The organism is Janthinobacterium sp. GW456P (assembly GCF_002127655.1).
In the GTDB taxonomy this organism is placed as follows: Bacteria; Pseudomonadota; Gammaproteobacteria; order Burkholderiales; family Burkholderiaceae_D; genus Janthinobacterium.
Genome location: NZ_NEHB01000029.1, coordinates 43,886 through 60,030, shown reverse-complemented (window position 1 = coordinate 60,030; position 16,145 = coordinate 43,886). Strand labels below are relative to the sequence as shown.

The 16,145-nt window shown below is 63.8% G+C and carries 13 protein-coding genes; 12 read left to right on the top strand and 1 reads right to left on the bottom strand.

The features are described from left to right. The first annotated feature begins 348 nt into the window (after window positions 1–348). From ppc to CBW66_RS22435, 11 genes are all read left to right on the top strand, one after another. Window positions 349–3,102, top strand: a complete 2,754-nt coding sequence (ppc, locus tag CBW66_RS22485; protein WP_205701165.1) for a phosphoenolpyruvate carboxylase — start codon at window positions 349–351, stop codon at window positions 3,100–3,102. Window positions 3,103–3,267: 165 nt separating this feature from the next. After that, window positions 3,268–4,278, top strand: a complete 1,011-nt coding sequence (gene gap / locus CBW66_RS22480) for a type I glyceraldehyde-3-phosphate dehydrogenase (RefSeq protein WP_086139236.1) — start codon at window positions 3,268–3,270, stop codon at window positions 4,276–4,278. A 93-nt stretch (window positions 4,279–4,371) separates the two neighbouring features. Continuing rightward, window positions 4,372–5,832, top strand: a complete 1,461-nt coding sequence (gene pyk / locus CBW66_RS22475; RefSeq protein WP_086139235.1) for a pyruvate kinase — start codon at window positions 4,372–4,374, stop codon at window positions 5,830–5,832. A 108-nt stretch (window positions 5,833–5,940) separates the two neighbouring features. Then, a complete protein-coding gene (locus CBW66_RS22470) occupies window positions 5,941–6,120 on the top strand; it encodes a hypothetical protein (protein ID WP_086139234.1) in 180 nt (59 codons plus the stop codon). A 76-nt stretch (window positions 6,121–6,196) separates the two neighbouring features. Beyond that, window positions 6,197–6,691, top strand: a complete 495-nt coding sequence (locus tag CBW66_RS22465; RefSeq protein WP_086139233.1) for a DUF3617 family protein — start codon at window positions 6,197–6,199, stop codon at window positions 6,689–6,691. Window positions 6,692–6,839: 148 nt separating this feature from the next. Continuing rightward, window positions 6,840–7,346, top strand: a complete 507-nt coding sequence (locus CBW66_RS22460) for a sigma-70 family RNA polymerase sigma factor (RefSeq protein WP_276206270.1) — start codon at window positions 6,840–6,842, stop codon at window positions 7,344–7,346. Between the two features lie 8 nt (window positions 7,347–7,354). Then, window positions 7,355–8,320 (top strand): FecR domain-containing protein, encoded by a 966-nt coding sequence (locus CBW66_RS22455; protein ID WP_139841706.1) that lies wholly within the window; start codon window positions 7,355–7,357, stop codon window positions 8,318–8,320. A gap of 195 nt (window positions 8,321–8,515) precedes the next feature. Further along, entirely contained in the window at window positions 8,516–10,975 is a 2,460-nt protein-coding gene (locus CBW66_RS22450; RefSeq protein ID WP_230492123.1) for a TonB-dependent receptor, read from the top strand. A 75-nt stretch (window positions 10,976–11,050) separates the two neighbouring features. Further along, complete coding sequence (locus CBW66_RS22445; protein ID WP_086139230.1) at window positions 11,051–11,419, top strand: hypothetical protein; 369 nt, start codon at window positions 11,051–11,053, stop codon at window positions 11,417–11,419. An 11-nt stretch (window positions 11,420–11,430) separates the two neighbouring features. After that, the gene (locus CBW66_RS22440) at window positions 11,431–11,829 is read left to right on the top strand and encodes a hypothetical protein (RefSeq protein WP_086139229.1); all 399 of its coding nucleotides are present in this window, start codon (window positions 11,431–11,433) and stop codon (window positions 11,827–11,829) included. Next, window positions 11,796–12,071 (top strand): hypothetical protein, encoded by a 276-nt coding sequence (locus tag CBW66_RS22435; RefSeq protein ID WP_086139228.1) that lies wholly within the window; start codon window positions 11,796–11,798, stop codon window positions 12,069–12,071. The genes CBW66_RS22440 and CBW66_RS22435 overlap by 34 nt, the downstream gene beginning before the upstream one ends. A gap of 105 nt (window positions 12,072–12,176) precedes the next feature. On the opposite strand, the gene CBW66_RS22430 is transcribed toward CBW66_RS22435, so the two are convergent. Further along, window positions 12,177–12,404, bottom strand: coding sequence for a hypothetical protein (locus CBW66_RS22430; protein ID WP_086142936.1), 228 nt, complete (start codon window positions 12,402–12,404; stop codon window positions 12,177–12,179). Window positions 12,405–12,431: 27 nt separating this feature from the next. Between CBW66_RS22430 and CBW66_RS22425 the strand changes: the two genes are divergently transcribed. Next, the gene (locus CBW66_RS22425; protein ID WP_086139226.1) at window positions 12,432–16,139 is read left to right on the top strand and encodes a PAS domain S-box protein; all 3,708 of its coding nucleotides are present in this window, start codon (window positions 12,432–12,434) and stop codon (window positions 16,137–16,139) included. Window positions 16,140–16,145 lie beyond the last annotated feature (6 nt).

Sequence of the window (16,145 nt, the reverse complement as noted above, 5' to 3'; positions counted from 1 at the left end):
GTTCATAAAGATGTGGATTACATCCTTGTTCAGCCTCCAGCATACAGGAGAGCGCGTATTCGCCGCCACCGCGATGTGTGTGGCGCCGTCACTTTTCATCCTCGAAAGACAAAAGTTGATTGCCTTTCGCTTAAATGCGTAGTAAATTTTCATATTGTTGCCCAGCTAAATAGCTCGCAAGCCCCTGATGGGCCTTTGAGCATGGATTTTATTGATGAAAATCAAGAGGGTGGTGAAGCGATAAGGTAAATTTACTACAAAAATCGGATGATGGGCGTTTCCCGGCCGGGGAGCGCGTACTACGCAATCTGTGCGGTGCCGCCGTGGCCGCTCCAGGAAATACATACCATGCAAATGAATGAAGTGAAAGACGAGCTGCTGAGCAGCGATATCCGCCAGCTGGGCCGTCTGCTGGGCGACGCCATCCGCAACCACCTGGGCGATCCCGCCTTCGAGCGCATCGAACATGTGCGCCAGCTCGCCATCCGTTTCCGTCGCGACAATGATGAAGCGGCGCGCGCGCAGCTGTCGGCCGCGCTGCAGGCGCTGTCGCAGGAAGAAACCACGCAATTGACGCGCGCCTTCAGTTATTTCTCGCTGCTGGCCAATATTGCGGAAGACCAACACCATATCCGCCGCACGCGTGCCCATTTGATCGCCGGTTCGCCGCCGCGCCAGGGTAGCCTCAGCCATGCCGTCGGCAATGTGTTTGAGGCGGGCCATGCCGATGCGCTGGAAACGTTTTTTGAAGATGCTTTCGTCAGCCCCGTCTTCACGGCGCATCCGACGGAAGTGCAGCGCAAGAGCATCCAGAATTGCCAGATGGCCATCGCACGCCTGTTGAGCGAGCGCGACCGCGTGCAAATGACGCCGGAAGAGGCGGAACAGAACGAGGAAGCGCTGGGCCGCGGCATCGTCACCCTGTGGCAAACGCGCCTGTTGCGCACGAGCAAACTGTCCGTCATGGACGAAGTGGCCAATGGCCTGTCGTTCTACGACCACACGATCTTGCGCGAACTACCGAAATTGTATTCTTCGCTGGAAACGATGCTGGCCCAGCGCGATGCCCGCTGGGAAGATGCGGAATTGCCCAATTTTATGAAGGTCGGCAGCTGGATAGGCGGCGACCGCGACGGCAACCCGTTTGTCACGGCCGACATCCTGCGCAGCACCCTGCAGACGCAGGCCGACAAGGTGCTCGATTTTTACCTCGGCGAATTGCGCAAGCTCGCTTCGCAACTGTCGCTGGCGCAAATCCTGAACGCCTGCAGCGAGCCGCTGCGCGCGCTGGCCGAGCGCTCGGCCGATGCCTCGCCACACCGCGTTGACGAGCCGTACCGCCGCGCCCTGCATGGCATCCATGCGCGCCTCGATGCCACGCGCTGCACGTTGTCGGGCAAGGGCAAGCCGGCCGACGGCGTGCAGGCTTACTCTTCCGCCGCCGAATTGCTGGCCGACCTGGACGTGGTCCAGCATTCGCTCATCAGCAATGGCTTGCGCGCGCTGGCGCGTGGCCGCCTGCGCCAGCTGCGCCGGGCCGTCAAGGTGTTCGGCTTTTCGCTGGCGCCGCTCGATCTGCGCCAGAATTCCGACGTGCACGAGCGCGTCGTGGGCGAACTGTTCGCCGGCGCCCAGCCGGGCCTGGTCTACCTGAACCTCGATGAAGAGCAGCGCATCAGCTTGCTGCTGGCCGAGCTGGAATCGCCACGCCTGCTGACGTCGCCGTATGCGCAGTACTCGGACGTAACCACGTCCGAACTCGACATCTTCCGTGCCGTGCGCGAAGCCCACGTCAAGTACGGCCGTGAATCGGTACCGAACTGCATCATCTCGAAGGCGGCCAGCGTGTCCGACTTGCTGGAAGTGGCCTTGCTGCTGAAAGAAGTGGGCTTGCTGCGCCAGGACAGCCGCGAAGTCGACGTCAATATCATTCCCCTGTTCGAAACCATCGACGACTTGCGTGCCGGCCCCGCCATCATGGCGCGCGCCTTCGGCTTGCCGTTCTACCGGGGCTTGCTCGCTTCGCGCGCGGACCAGCAGGAAGTCATGCTCGGTTATTCCGACAGCAACAAGGACGGCGGCTTTTTGACCTCGGGCTGGGAACTCTACAAGGCCGAGATCGAGCTGGTGACGGTCTTCAAGGAGTATCAAGTCAAGCTGCGTTTGTTCCACGGCCGTGGCGGTTCCGTGGGCCGTGGCGGCGGACCCAGCTACGAAGCCATCCTGGCCCAGCCGGCCGGCGCCGTGCAGGGCCAGATCCGGCTGACGGAGCAGGGCGAGGTCATCACGGCCAAATATGCGAACCCGGAAGTGGGGCGCCGCAACCTGGAAGTGCTGGTGGCCGCCACCATCCAGTCGACCCTGCTGCCGCAGGCGCAGCTGCAACCGAAAGCGTCGGCCGGCGCGGGCCACCTGGCCGCGATGGAAGAGCTGTCCGGCACGGCCCTGAACGCCTACCGTGACCTCGTGTATGGCACCGAGGGCTTCGAACAGTATTTCTGGGAATCGACGGTGATCGCGGAAATCGCCGCCCTGAATATCGGCAGCCGTCCCGCCTCGCGCAAGAAATCGACCTCGATCGAGGATTTGCGCGCGATTCCCTGGGTCTTGAGCTGGGCGCAATGCCGCTTGATGCTGCCGGGCTGGTTCGGTTTCGGTTCCGCCGTGCAAGCCTACCTGGCCGCCCATCCGGCCGATGGCGCGGACGTGCTGCGCGGCATGTACACGGACTGGCCCTTCTTCACGTCCCTGCTGTCGAACATGGATATGGTGCTGGCCAAGAGCGACATCGCCATCGCCGGCAAGTATGCGGAATTGGTCAAGGACAAGGCCTTGCGCGACGCCATCTTTACCCGCATCCGCGCCGAATATGCGGCCACTTTGGATGCCCTGAAGCTGATCACGGGCCAGGAAGAGTTGCAGCAGGCCAACCCGCTGATGCAGCGCTCGATACGCAATCGTTTCCCCTACATCGATCCGCTCAACCATGTGCAGGTGGAGCTGTTGAAACGCTTCCGCGAGGGTAAGCAGGATGCGGCGGCGCGCACGGGCATCCATTTGTCGATCAACGGGATCGCGGCGGGGTTGCGCAATAGCGGTTAGATGGCACCGAACCAAACCTACTGCGCGTCGTGATTTGCGGCCTGCGATGCTCACTGTGCTATAGCACAGTTCCGCTTCTCAGCCACAACTCCCTTCCGCTCGCTACGGTTTTGTTCGGCGCTGTAAGTGTCAGGTGAATCATTTAAACAAATTCGAGGAGACAGCATGACCATCAAAGTTGCCATCAACGGCTATGGCCGCATCGGCCGCAATGTGTTGCGCGCATTCTATGAAGGCGGCAAGCGGCAGGATATCGAGATCGTCGCCATCAACGACCTGGGCGACGCCAAGTCGAATGCGCATTTGACGCGCTACGACACGGTGCACGGCAAGTTTCCCGGCGTCGTCACCATCGATGGCGAGAACATGCTCGTCAACGGCGACCGCATCCGCGTCTTCGCGCAGCGCGACCCGGCCCTGATTCCGTGGGGCGAACTGGGCGTGGACGTCGTGCTCGAATGCACGGGTTTCTTCACCACCAAGGAAAAAGCCTCGGCCCACCTGAAGGGCGGGGCAAAGAAAGTCATCATTTCCGCGCCGGGCGGCAAGGACGTGGACGCCACCATCGTGTTCGGCGTCAACCAGCATGTCTTGAAGGCATCGGACACCGTGATTTCGAATGCCTCGTGCACGACGAATTGCCTGGCGCCGCTGGTGAAACCGCTCAACGACGCCATCGGCATCGAATCGGGCTTGATGACCACCGTGCACGCCTACACGAACGACCAGGTATTGTCCGACGTGATGCATGAAGACCTGCGCCGCGCCCGCTCGGCCACGCATTCGATGATCCCCACCAAGACGGGCGCGGCTGCCGCTGTGGGCCTGGTCTTGCCGGAACTCAATGGCAAGCTCGATGGTTTCGCCATCCGCGTGCCGACGATCAACGTCTCCTTGGTCGACCTGTCGTTCATCGCCAAGCGCGATACCAGCGTCGAGGAAGTCAACGCCTTGCTGAAAGCGGCGTCGGAAGGCGCGCTGAAAGGTATTTTGACGTACCAGACGGAACCGCTCGTTTCCATCGATTTCAACCACAACCCGGCTTCGTCGAACTTCGATGCGACCCTGACCAAGGTGTCGGGCCGCCTCGTGAAAGTATCGTCGTGGTACGACAATGAGTGGGGTTTCTCGAACCGCATGCTCGACACGACCGTCGCCCTGATGGCGGCCAAGTAAGCACACAGTATCTGCGCTGATCAGCGCACCAGGACGGCCGGCCCACAAGGCCGGCCCTTGTAGTAGCACGCACCTTATAGAAAGCAGCACACCATGACCATGCAAGTACAGCAACGCGCCACCAAGATCGTTTCCACCATCGGCCCCGCTTCGAACGATATCGATACCCTGGTCCGCATGTTCAAGGCCGGCGTCGACGTCGTGCGCCTGAACTTCTCGCATGGCAAGGCGCAAGACCATATCGACCGTGCCCGCATGGTGCGCGAAGCGGCAGCGCTGTGCGGCCGCGAAGTGGCCATCATGGCCGACTTGCAAGGTCCGAAAATCCGCGTCGGCAAGTTTGAAGAAGGCAAGATTTTCCTCGTCAACGGCGCTTCCTTCATCCTCGACGCGAAATGGGGCGAAAACGGCGAGCTGGGCAATATCGAGCGCTGCGGCCTCGACTACAAGGAATTGCCGCGCGACTTGCGCACGGCCGACGTGCTGCTGCTGAACGACGGCCTCATCGTCCTGACGGTCGATAAAGTCGTCGGCAGCGAAATCCACACGACCGTCAAGATCGGCGGCGAATTGTCGAACAACAAGGGTATCAACCGCCAGGGCGGCGGCTTGTCCGCGCCGGCGCTGACGGCGAAAGACATGGAAGACGTGAAAACGGCGATGAGCTTCCAGGCCGATTACGTGGCCGTATCGTTCCCGAAAAACGCCACCGACATGGTCATGGCGCGCCAGTTGGCCAATATCGCAGGCGAAGCGTGGGACCACAAGCCGATGATGATCGCCAAGATCGAACGGGCGGAAGCCATTCCCGCCCTGCAGGAAATTCTCGATGCTTCCGACGGCATCATGGTGGCGCGCGGCGACCTGGCCGTCGAAGTGGGCAACGCGGCCGTGCCGGCCCTGCAAAAGCGCATGATCAAGATGGCGCGCGCGTCGAATAAATTGGCCATCACGGCCACGCAGATGATGGAGTCGATGATCGTCAACGCCGTGCCGACGCGCGCGGAAGTGTCCGACGTCGCCAATGCCGTGCTCGACGGTACGGACGCCGTCATGACCTCGGCGGAAACGGCCTCGGGCCGCTACCCGATCGAAACGGTCGAAGCGATGGCCGCCATCTGCCTGGACGCGGAAAAATGGGATACCTGCAAGCTCGATGCCGATTTCCTCAATGCCACGTTCTCGCGCATCGACCAGTCGATCGCCTATGGCGCGCTGTTTACGGCCCACCACCTGCGCGTGAAAGCCATCGCCACCCTGACGGAATCGGGTTCCACGGCCCTGTGGATGAGCCGTTGCAACATCGATATCCCCATCGTCGCGCTGACCCCGAGCGTGGGCACGCGCCGTAAACTCGCCCTGTACCGCAACGTCAGCACCCTGGAACTGACGTCCGGCACCGACCGCGACAAGGTCTTGCAGCAGGCGGAAGACTTGCTACTGGAACATAAAGTCGTGGCCAAGGGCGATACCGTCGTGTTGACCTGGGGCGAGCCTATGGGCAAGGTCGGCGGCACGAACGCGCTGAAAATCATGAAGATCGGCCAGCATTGACCGTATCGCCGGCCGCCAGGCGCAATGGCAGATGCCCAATCTGCCATTGCGGTGGGCGCTTTTTCGTGTCAGCATGGTTCCTTGCCTCATAAGGCGCATACGGAGTGCATGATGACTGAATACCTGCCTGCCTTGATCTGGTCGCTGTCGGCTTTCGCCTGTCTCTTCATTGCCAAATGCCGCAGCTTGAAAACAACGGCTGTCCGGGCCATCCTGGTAACTTTGCTGGGGCCGCTTGCCATTCCCTTCGTGCTGGCCGCAAAACCGGATCAACGCAAGCTGGCTTGACTCAGGCGCCGCTAAACGTGTGGCCGCTACGCTTGTCCCTTTGCTATATTTTCACCTTTTAGCAGAGGGCATACCCATGAAGCGCAGCGCGACCTTGTTCCTGATGACTATTCTTCCCCTGTGCGCCGCCACGTTCGCCACAGCGGCCGAGCCTGCGCAGCGCCTGCAGCGCGCCACGGGGCTGTGGAAGGTGACGCCCGCCACCTCGCCGTTTTCCTGGGAAATCTGCGTCGACCAGCAGCGCGACCGCCTGATCGATGACGACTTGTGGAGCGACTTCGAGCAGGAGTGCACGATGGCGTCGCAAAGCCGCGAGGGCGACAGCTATACCTTCCAGTCCAGCTGCCCGGGCGCCAGGCTGGCGGGCACCTTCAAGGGCGACCTGGCCAAGGCGTACACCCTGATCGCCGACACGACCGTGGAACTGAACGGCAAGACCGAGGTGCAGCGCACGGAACTGGCGGGCGTGTTCCTCGGTGCCTGTCCCGCTGGGCTGGCGCCGGGCGCGAAGAAAATGCGTGGCGGCATGATCATGAAGAGCCTGTATGTGAATCGCCAGGCGCCGCGCTGAAACAACGGTTTCCAGAGATAGGCAGGCGCCGGCATTGACGCAGGCGGCAATGATTTGTGATAATGAGAATTATTATCAATTGAGTCGCTTGCCTTGCGGCCGGCCGTCAGCGTGGCCGCGCCTTGCCTTGAGCGCATCGGAGTCCCTAGTGAACATTGCGCAGTCCGGCGAATCGATCGCAGCCATCTATGGCAATCATCACGGCTGGCTGATGCGCTGGCTGCGCGCCAAGCTGCAGTGCACCGACCATGCGGCCGACCTGGCGCAGGATACCTTCGTGCGCCTGCTGACGGCGCCGCCCGAGGGCCGGCAAACCTTGCGCGAACCGCGCGCCTACCTGACCACCGTGGCACAGCGTCTGCTGATCGACCATTACCGGCGCCTGTCGCTGGAGCAGGCGTGGCTGGAAACCCTGGCGCAGCAGCCTGAATTGCTGATGCAGTCGCCGGAAGAGCGTTTGCTGGTACTGGAAGCCTTGCAGCGCATCGATGCCATGCTCGACGGCTTGCCGCCGCTGGTGCGCAACGCCTTTCTGCTGGCGCATGTCGATGGCCTCGCGTATGGGGAAATCGCCCGGCGCCTGGCCGTGAGCGAGCGCAGCATCAAGCGTTACATGGTGCAGGCTTTCGAGCACTGCATCCTCTTGATCCTGTGAACGCCAGCATGGCTGCCATCGACCCGCGCGCCGCCCGCGCGGCGGCGCAATGGCTGGTGCGCCTGCATGCGGGCCCGTTGAACGTTGACGAACAGCAAGCCTTCCGGGCCTGGCGCGCCAGCGATCCCGCGCATGAGGCGGCGTGGAAACGGGCCGAGCTGGTATGCGGCACCCTGGCCAGCGTGCCGCCCGCGCTGCGCCAGACGGCGGAGACGCCGCCGCAGTCGCCGCACAGGCGTGCCGTGCTCTACGGTCTGGCGGGGCTGATCGTAGCCGGGCCGGCGCTGTGGCTGGCCAGCGAATCGGCGCCCTGGCAGGCGTGGCACGCGGCCATCCGCACGGCCCGGGGGGAAATCCGTCACATGAACTTGCCCGATGGTACGCAACTGGTGCTCAATACGGACACGGCCATCGACGTGCGCTTTGACGGGGCGGCGCGGCTGGTGGCCTTGCATGCCGGGGAAGTCCACGTTGCCACGGCACACGACGGGGCCGTGCCAGCGCGCCCGTTCCTCGTGCGCAGCAGCAATGGCGTGGTGCGCGCGCTGGGCACGCACTTCAGCGTGCGCCAGGGCGGCAGCGTGCTGGCACCGCGCACGCGGGTGAGCGTCAGCGAGGGTGCCGTCGAGATCCGGCCATCGCAAGCGCCCGATGCCTTGCGCAGGGTCAATGCGGGCCAGCAGGGCAGTTTCGATGAGCGTGCCGTTTCTGCCTTGACGCCACTGGTGCCGCATGCGGACGCCTGGTTGCGGGGCGTGCTGATCGCCGAGCAGATGCCGCTGGGCGAGGTGCTTGCGCAGGTGGCCCGCTACCGCTATGGCGTGCTGCGCTGCGATCCGGTGCTCGCTGCCATGCCCGTGGACGGCATCTTCCAGTTGCACGATCCGGAGAACATCCTGCTCTTGCTGCAGCGCGCCTTGCCGATCCGGCTGGCGCGCCGCACGCGCTACTGGATCAGTGTCGAGGCGGCTTGAGTGTGTCGGCTTACGCCCTGTGGGCTAAGCCGACCTACGACTCGAAGATACTGTTATCCCCGCCAAGCGCCGCCATGTGCATTTTCCCTGTCCCTTTTTTCGGATTGCTTCGTCATACAAGGTAGAGAACGAACAATCCGAACCATCGAAAGGGTTTACATGGCTTTGCAGCACCGCACTTTGACAGCAGCACGCATGACGCTCCATCCCACCACCGGCGCCGTGCGCGCCGCGCTGGTCTTGTTTCTCGCCGTGGGCGGGGCCGGCGCCACGTTGCCGCACATGGCGCTGGCGGCCGAGGCCAGCCAGGCCGCCAGCACACGCGACTACAGCATTCCCGCCGGCAACCTGCGCGATGCGCTGGCCTCGTTTGCCATCGCCGCCGGCGTGAACCTGTCCACGCAAGGCGTGGCGCTCGACGGCCTCATGACGCCGGGCTTGCAGGGCCGTTATGGCGTCGCGGCCGGGCTGCAAACGTTGCTGCAAGGCAGCGGCCTGGAGGTGATAGCCAGCAACAGCGGCAATTATCTGTTGCGCAAAATGAATGCCAGCGCGGCCGATGGCGGCCTGGCCAGCATGCCCGCCGTGGTCGTCAGCGCCGAGGCGGACGGCGCCACGGAAGGCACGGGTTTATATACGGCGCGCGCCATGTCGACGGCCACGGGCTTGAACCTGTCGCAACGCCACACGCCGCAAACGGTCAGCGTGATTTCGCGCCAGCAGATGGAAGATTTCGATTTGACCACCTTGCAGGACGTCGCGCGCGCCACGCCTGGCATCTATGGCAAGACCCAGGGCGTGTCCGACCAGGAAACCACGTATTTTGCGCGCGGGTTTGCCTTGAGCCACGTTAACGTCGATGGCTTGCCTCTGGACGTCACGGGTTTCAATGAACGCAACGTCTCGGCCGACATGCTGATGTACGACCGGGTGGAAGTGGTGCGCGGCGCCACGGGTTTGATGGAAGGGGCGGGCGCGCCGTCGGGCAGCATCAACATGATACGCAAGCGCCCCACAGCCACGCCGCTGCTGAACGCATCCGCTCACCTGGGTAGCTGGAAGGACCGGCAATTGACGGTGGACGCCAGCAATGCCTTGAACGCCTCGGGCAGCGTGCGCGGCAGGGTGGCGGCCAGCTGGCGCGACAGCGACAGTTTCGTCGACGTGGTCAACAACACCAATGGCACCGTGTATGCGATCGTCGAAGCGGACCTGACGCCGTCCACCACGGCCGGCATCGGTTTCTCGCGCCAGCACAGCCGCACCGATGGCGTGTTTGTCGGCTTGCCGACGTTTGCCGATGGACGCCACATGGACTTGCCGCGCCCGACCTTTCTGAATAATGCCGACTCGTTCCAGAAACGCGACAACAACGTCGTTTTCGCCAACCTGGAAACCAAGCTGGAGAAGGGCTGGCGCAGCCGCTTTGCCATCACGCGCATCGAGGCTTCTTCCAGCACGCGCAACACCACCAATAGCCGCATCGATGGCGAGATCTATCGCTTCAGCCAGTCGGAAACGGGCTGGAAGTACAGCACGGAACAGGTGGTGGCTGACTGGCGCCTGAGCGGCCCCGTCACCTGGTTCGGCCGCCAGCACGATCTTCTCATCGGCGCCAGCTACCGCCACGACGATTCGGATGCGGGTCAGAGCTGGGAGGGCGCCGGGACGCACGTGATCGACATCCGCCACTGGAATCCCCATGCCTATCGCATGCACGGCGCGCCGTTCGAGCCGTACAACTGGGGCCGTAAGACGGATGAGAAGGGAGTTTATGCGGCCGGCAACTTCAGCCTGGCCGATCCACTGCGCCTGGTGCTGGGCGGGCGCTTCGGCTGGTATGCGCAGGATGTGACGGGCTGGTATGCCAGCAACCCCACGTGGAGGCGCGGCCTGACGGAAAACGCGAAGTTTACGCCGTATGCGGGCCTCGTCTACGACCTGGACCAGCATCACTCCGTGTATGCGAGCGGCACGCAGATATTCGAGCCGCAAAGCTCGCTGGACGTGCGCGGCAATACCTTGCCGCCGTTGAGCGGCACCAACCTGGAAGTGGGCGTCAAGGGCGAGTATTTCGGCGGCCGCCTCAATGCCGGCGGCGCCCTGTTCCGTATCAAGCAGAATAACCGCGCGATGGCCGATGAAGTCAATTGCCCCACGGGCGGCGCCATCTATTGCGCCCGCCCGGCCGGGCAGGTGCAGAGCGAAGGCGTTGATCTGCAATTGTCGGGCTCGCCACTGCCGGGCTGGCAGATCGCGGGCGGCTACACCTATGTGCTGGCCAAATACACGAAAGACGGCGTGGCGGCGAACATCGGCCAGCGCATCGCCACGGATGAGCCGAAGCAGTTGTTCAAGCTGTACACGAATGTACAGCTGCGCGGCAGCCTGGCGCGGTGGAATCTGGGCGGCTCCGTGTACGCGCAGGACAAGATCTACCGCCGCGACACGGGCTATTTGACGCAACAGGGCGGCTACGCCATCGTCGGCTTGACGGCCGGCTACCGCCTGAGCGAGCAGGTGCAGCTGCGCGTCAGCGTCGACAACGTGCTGGACCGCCGCTACTACCAGGGCCTCGGCTATGCGTGGTCGGGCGGGCTGGAACGCTACGGCGCGCCGCGCAGCGTGCTGCTGTCGCTGAACTACAAGCTGTAGGGGTGATGCCAGCGGAGCGCGCCCGGCCGGGCGCCTCTGCTACACTGCCGCCGTCTTCACTTTTACACGGTTCCCATGTCCGCCACGCCTGTCCTCACGCCCCTGAAAAGCGCTTTCCAGCAATCGCGCACCGAAAATAACATCGAACTGATCCTGCCCGAACTGCTGGCCGCGCAATTGCACGTCGTGATCGGCGGGCAGAGCGAGCAGATCGACCTGTTCCTCGTGCCGTCGCCGAATCCCGAGCGCCAGTGCGTGACGGTAGCGGAAGACCCGGCCTTCCTGGCCGGCATCAATTTTCCCAAGATCCCCGTCACGGGCGCGCAACTGATCGCGTCGATTCCTCCCGAGATCGAGATCGTCATCCTGCATGGCGATGGCGCCAATTACCTGACGCGCGAACAGCTGGCGTGGTTCCGCGGCATGCTGGCGCAAAACGCCTGAGCGGAAAGGCGGTGCGCAAGCTGAAACCGGCGCGCGCCGAATGGATACGTTTTGCGCCGGCCGACGATGCAAGTTCCCAGGCGGCGATGATGGCCAATCTGCGTCCCGTGCTGTGGCGCGGCGTGCTGCTGGGCGGCTGCGCCCTGATCCTCGCCTTTGTGCTGCAAGCCGTCTGGCGCGACGTGCCATACGCGGGCGAGGCCGTGCTGCTGCTCCTGCCGGCGCTGGCCGCCTGGGTCGTCGGCCTGTTCCTGTTGCCGGGGCCGAAGCTGTCTTTTCATGTCGAAATCAACGACGCCGCCTGTTGCTGCGCCGGGTGGCGCGGCGCCTGCCCGGCCATGAGAAGACGCTGCAGCTGGCGCCGCAGCAGATACGCATGCCCGAGGTGGTCGCCTACGCGGGCGCGGTAAGTGTCTACCGGGGCGGGCCACCGATGGCGCGCCTGGAGCTGTTGCTGCACACGACACTCGACGACTGCCCGCTGATTCGCGTGATTGGCATGGATCTGCCCGTGCCGCAGCGCTGGTCGTTGCGGCAGGTCAAGGACGAGTTGAGCCGCCGTTGCAAGCTGGCCGGTATTCCTGTCGCCGTGCGGGCCGGGCCCGCCTGTCAGGAATCTTCCGTGATACGCGCGCAGTGGCCGCCAGGCTGAGCGGCCGGGAATTGTCGCATCACGGCTGCGGAACATTTTTCTTTTGGCAACTATATTGCTGAAGTCCTATGAATATGTTCGCAAAGCAACTATACTCAGAATTCTTTAAAAAATCATCGTCACGCTGGCGGCCAGATATCCGCGCCAGAGTTCGTACGCATTCCGCTTTTTCGCTCTGTAAAAAAAAGCGCCTTTCCCCCGCGCGGCAGGCGCGGGCGTGATGACCGAGCCTTGCCCTGGTCGACTGCTGCCGTTGTCATTTTTGCTGTGTTGCCGCTTTACCAAAAAGCCCGGCGCCGGCGCGCGGTGCGCCGTCATGTTTTGCGACGTCACGTTTCACTCTATTCGGTTCACGACAGTATGCTGAGTTCCCTCTTTGCCGTATCGAACGATACCTTGCCGTACATCTATGGCACGCACAATGCCTGGCTGGTGCTGTTTTCTATCGGCATCGCCATTTTTGCCTCGTTCATGGCCTTGCAGATCGCCGGCATGGCACGCAGCAGCGAGCGCGGCTTCCAGCGCCAGACGGCCATCATCACGGGCGCCATCGCGCTCGGCGGCGGCATCTGGTCGATGCACTTCATCGGCATGCTGGCCTTTGATATCTGCACGCGCGTGTCCTTCGCGCCCGGCCTGACCCTGCTGTCGATGCTGCCCGGCATGGCCGCCTCGTGGGTGGCGCTGCACCTGCTGGCGCGTCCGAGCATCAACTGGCGGCAATTGGTGGTCGGCGGCGTGCTCGTCGGAGTTGGGATCGGCTCCATGCATTACAGCGGCATGGCCGCCATGCAGACGTCGCTGGTCCTGCGCTACGAACCCTGGCTGTTCGTGCTATCGCTGCTGGTGGCCGTCACCATGGCCATGCTGGCGCTGTGGGTGCGCTTCGGCCTGAACGCGATGCGCCAGCGCCTCAGTCCGCTGGCATCCTTGTTGGCCAGCAGCGTGGTGATGGGCCTGGCCATTTCTGGCATGCACTACACGGGCATGCTGGCGGCGCGCTTTTCGGGCACGCCCACGGCAGGCGAGAACACGATTACCGTGCAAGCTTCGTTCGTGGCGCTTGCCGTGGCCCTGATCACCGTCACCTTGACCGTCTTTGTGGCCGCCGCGAACGGCTTGCTGCGCTACCGCCAGCTGCTGCGCCACGCCAGCGCCGGCGAATCGCGCCTGCGCGCCATCGTCGACACGGCTGCCGATGGCTTGATCACCATCGATGGCCAGGGCAAGGTGCGCTCCTTCAATCCTGCCGCGGAAAAGCTGTTCGGCTGGCGCGAAGCGGAAATCGTCGGGCGCGACGCCAGCGTGCTGCTGCAACCGTCCGACGCGGCCGAATACGAGGGCTATCTGCGCGACTATCTGGAAAAGGGCGCTTCGCGCATCCTCGACAGCGGACGCGAACTCGATGGCTGCCACAAGGACGGCGCCGTGCTGCCCATGCGCGTGGCGATCGGCAAGATCGATACGCCGGGCCAGCCCCTGTTCGTGGCCTTCGTCACGGACATGCGCTCGTCGCGCAGCATGGAGCAGGCGCTCAAGGACAGCGAGCGCCAGTACCGTACCCTGATCCGCAATATTCCCGGCGTGTCTTTCCACTGCAGCTTCGCGCCCGAATGGAAGATGATTTTCATCAGCGACGCCGTCTTCAACCTGACGGGCTGGACACCGCAGGACTTCATCGAAGGGCGGGTCAGGCTGTTCGACCTCGTGCATCCCGATGACCGCCAGCGCGTGAACGATACCTGCGTGCAGGCGGCCGGCGAACAGCGCGACTTCGAGAACGTCTACCGCCTGATCCACCGCGACGGGCGCGAGCGCTGGGTGCGCGAAAGCAGCGGCCCCGTGCTCGACAACGACGGCGTGGTGCGCTGGATCGACGGCGTCATCCTCGACATCACGGAAAGCGAATTGCGCAACGCCGAATACGAGGGCAAGGTGACGGCCATCTCGCGCGCGACGGCCGTCGCGGAATTCGACCTGCAGGGGCGCATCCTGGCGGCCAATCAGAACTTCCTGGACCTGGTCGGCTACCAGCTCGACGACGTGCTGGGCTTGCACCACAGCATTTTCTGCGAACCCGCCCACGTGACATCGCCCGACTACATCGCGTTCTGGCAGCACCTGGCGGGCGGCGAATTCAACACGGGCGAGTACAAGCGCATCGGCAAGGATGGCCGCGAAGTGTGGATACAGGCGTCGTACAATCCGATCTTCAACACGGACGGCAAGCCGTTCAAGGTGGTCAAGCTGGCCACCGACGTGAGCGAGCGGCGCGCCATGCAGGAAAACCTGCGCGCGGCGAAAGACCGCGCCGAGCTGGCCGCCGAATCGAAGACCAGCTTCCTGGCCAACATGAGCCATGAAATCCGCACGCCGATGAACGCCATTATCGGTTTCACGGAAGTGCTGCTGGGGACGGCCCTGGACAGCCTGCAGCGCCGCCACCTGGGCACCGTGCGCCAGTCCGCGCGATCCCTGCTCGAACTGCTCAACGATATCCTCGACATGGCCAAGCTGGAAAAAGGCGCCACCGAGCTGGAACTGGTGGACTTTTCGCTGCCCGACCTGGTTGATCATGTGGCCGCGTCGCTGCGCGTCACGGCACATGCGCGCGACCTGGTGCTGCATGTCGATGTCGATCCCGGCATGGGCCAGTTCTTCCTGGGCGACGCGCGCCGTGTGCAGCAGGTGCTGACGAATCTGATCGGCAACGCCGTCAAGTTTACGGAAGTGGGCCATGTGCGCGTCGCCGTCGGCATGCAGGGCGAGCAAGTGCATATCGCCGTGCACGACACGGGCATCGGCATCCCCGCCGACCGCCTGGACAAGATCTTCGCCCCATTCACGCAAGCCGATTCCTCGATGAGCCGCCGCTTTGGCGGCACGGGCCTGGGCACGACGATTTCGCTGCAGCTGGTCGAACTGATGAAAGGCAGCATCACGGTGGAAAGCACCCTGGGCGTGGGCAGCGTGTTCCACGTGCTGCTGCCGCTGGCGCCGGGCAAGGCCGTGGCGCGCCGTAGCGAGCAGCCCGTGGCGGCCTTGCCGCCGCTGCGCATCCTGGCGGCAGACGACGTGCCGCAGAACGTGGAGCTGCTCCTGATCAGCCTGGGCGCGGCCGGTCACCAGGTGATCGCCGCCAGCGATGGCGAGAGCGCCGTGCGCGAGTTCAGCAAGGGCAGCTTCGACATCGTCCTGATGGACGTGCAGATGCCGCGCATGGATGGACTGGAAGCGACGCGTTTGATCCGTGTGTACGAGCGCGAGCAGGGTCTGAAGGCGACGCCCATCATCGCCCTGACGGCCAGCGTGCTGGAACAGGACCGCCGCGCCGCGCAGATGGCCGGCATGAACGGCTTTGCCTCGAAGCCGCTGGAAATGCACAAGCTGACGGCGGAAATCGCCCGTCTGCTCGATATCGCCGTGACCATGCCGCCGCCGGCCGCCGGCGCGGCGGCGCGCGTGGCCGCCGGCCAGGTCGACTGGCAGCGCGGCATCGCCCTGTGGGGCGGACGTGTAGCCTTGCAGCGGGCGATCGGCCGCTTCGTGCAGGCCAATGGCGATTGTGCCGCCATGCTGGCGGCGGAACTGGAGCGCGGCGGCGCCAGCGTGGCCGGCCACCTGCTGCACCGTATCAAGGGCGCGGCGGGCAATTTGTGCCTGGTGCAGGTCGAAAGCCTGCTGGGACGCATCGAACAAGCGATCGCGCGCCAGTTGCCGGCCACCGAATTGCTGGTGCAGCTGGCCGCCGCCTTCATGGCGCTGGCCGGTGAACTGGAAGAGGTGAATATGCCGGCTGTGGCCATGGACGCGACGGCCGCCAGCGCGCCCCTCGATGCGCCAGCTGCCGGCGTCTTGCTGCGGCAAGCCATCGCCAGCCTGGAGGGCGGGCAGCTCGACGATTCCCTGATGGCGCAGATCGCCGGTATGCTGGCGCCGCACGGCCAGCAGCAGCGCCTGCAGGCGCTGGCCAGCGCCATCGACGACTTTGAATTTGCGCATGCCGTGGGCGTGCTGCGCCAGCTGCTGGCGTGGCTCGAGGAGCCGACGGCTGCCGACCTTTCCTGATATTGG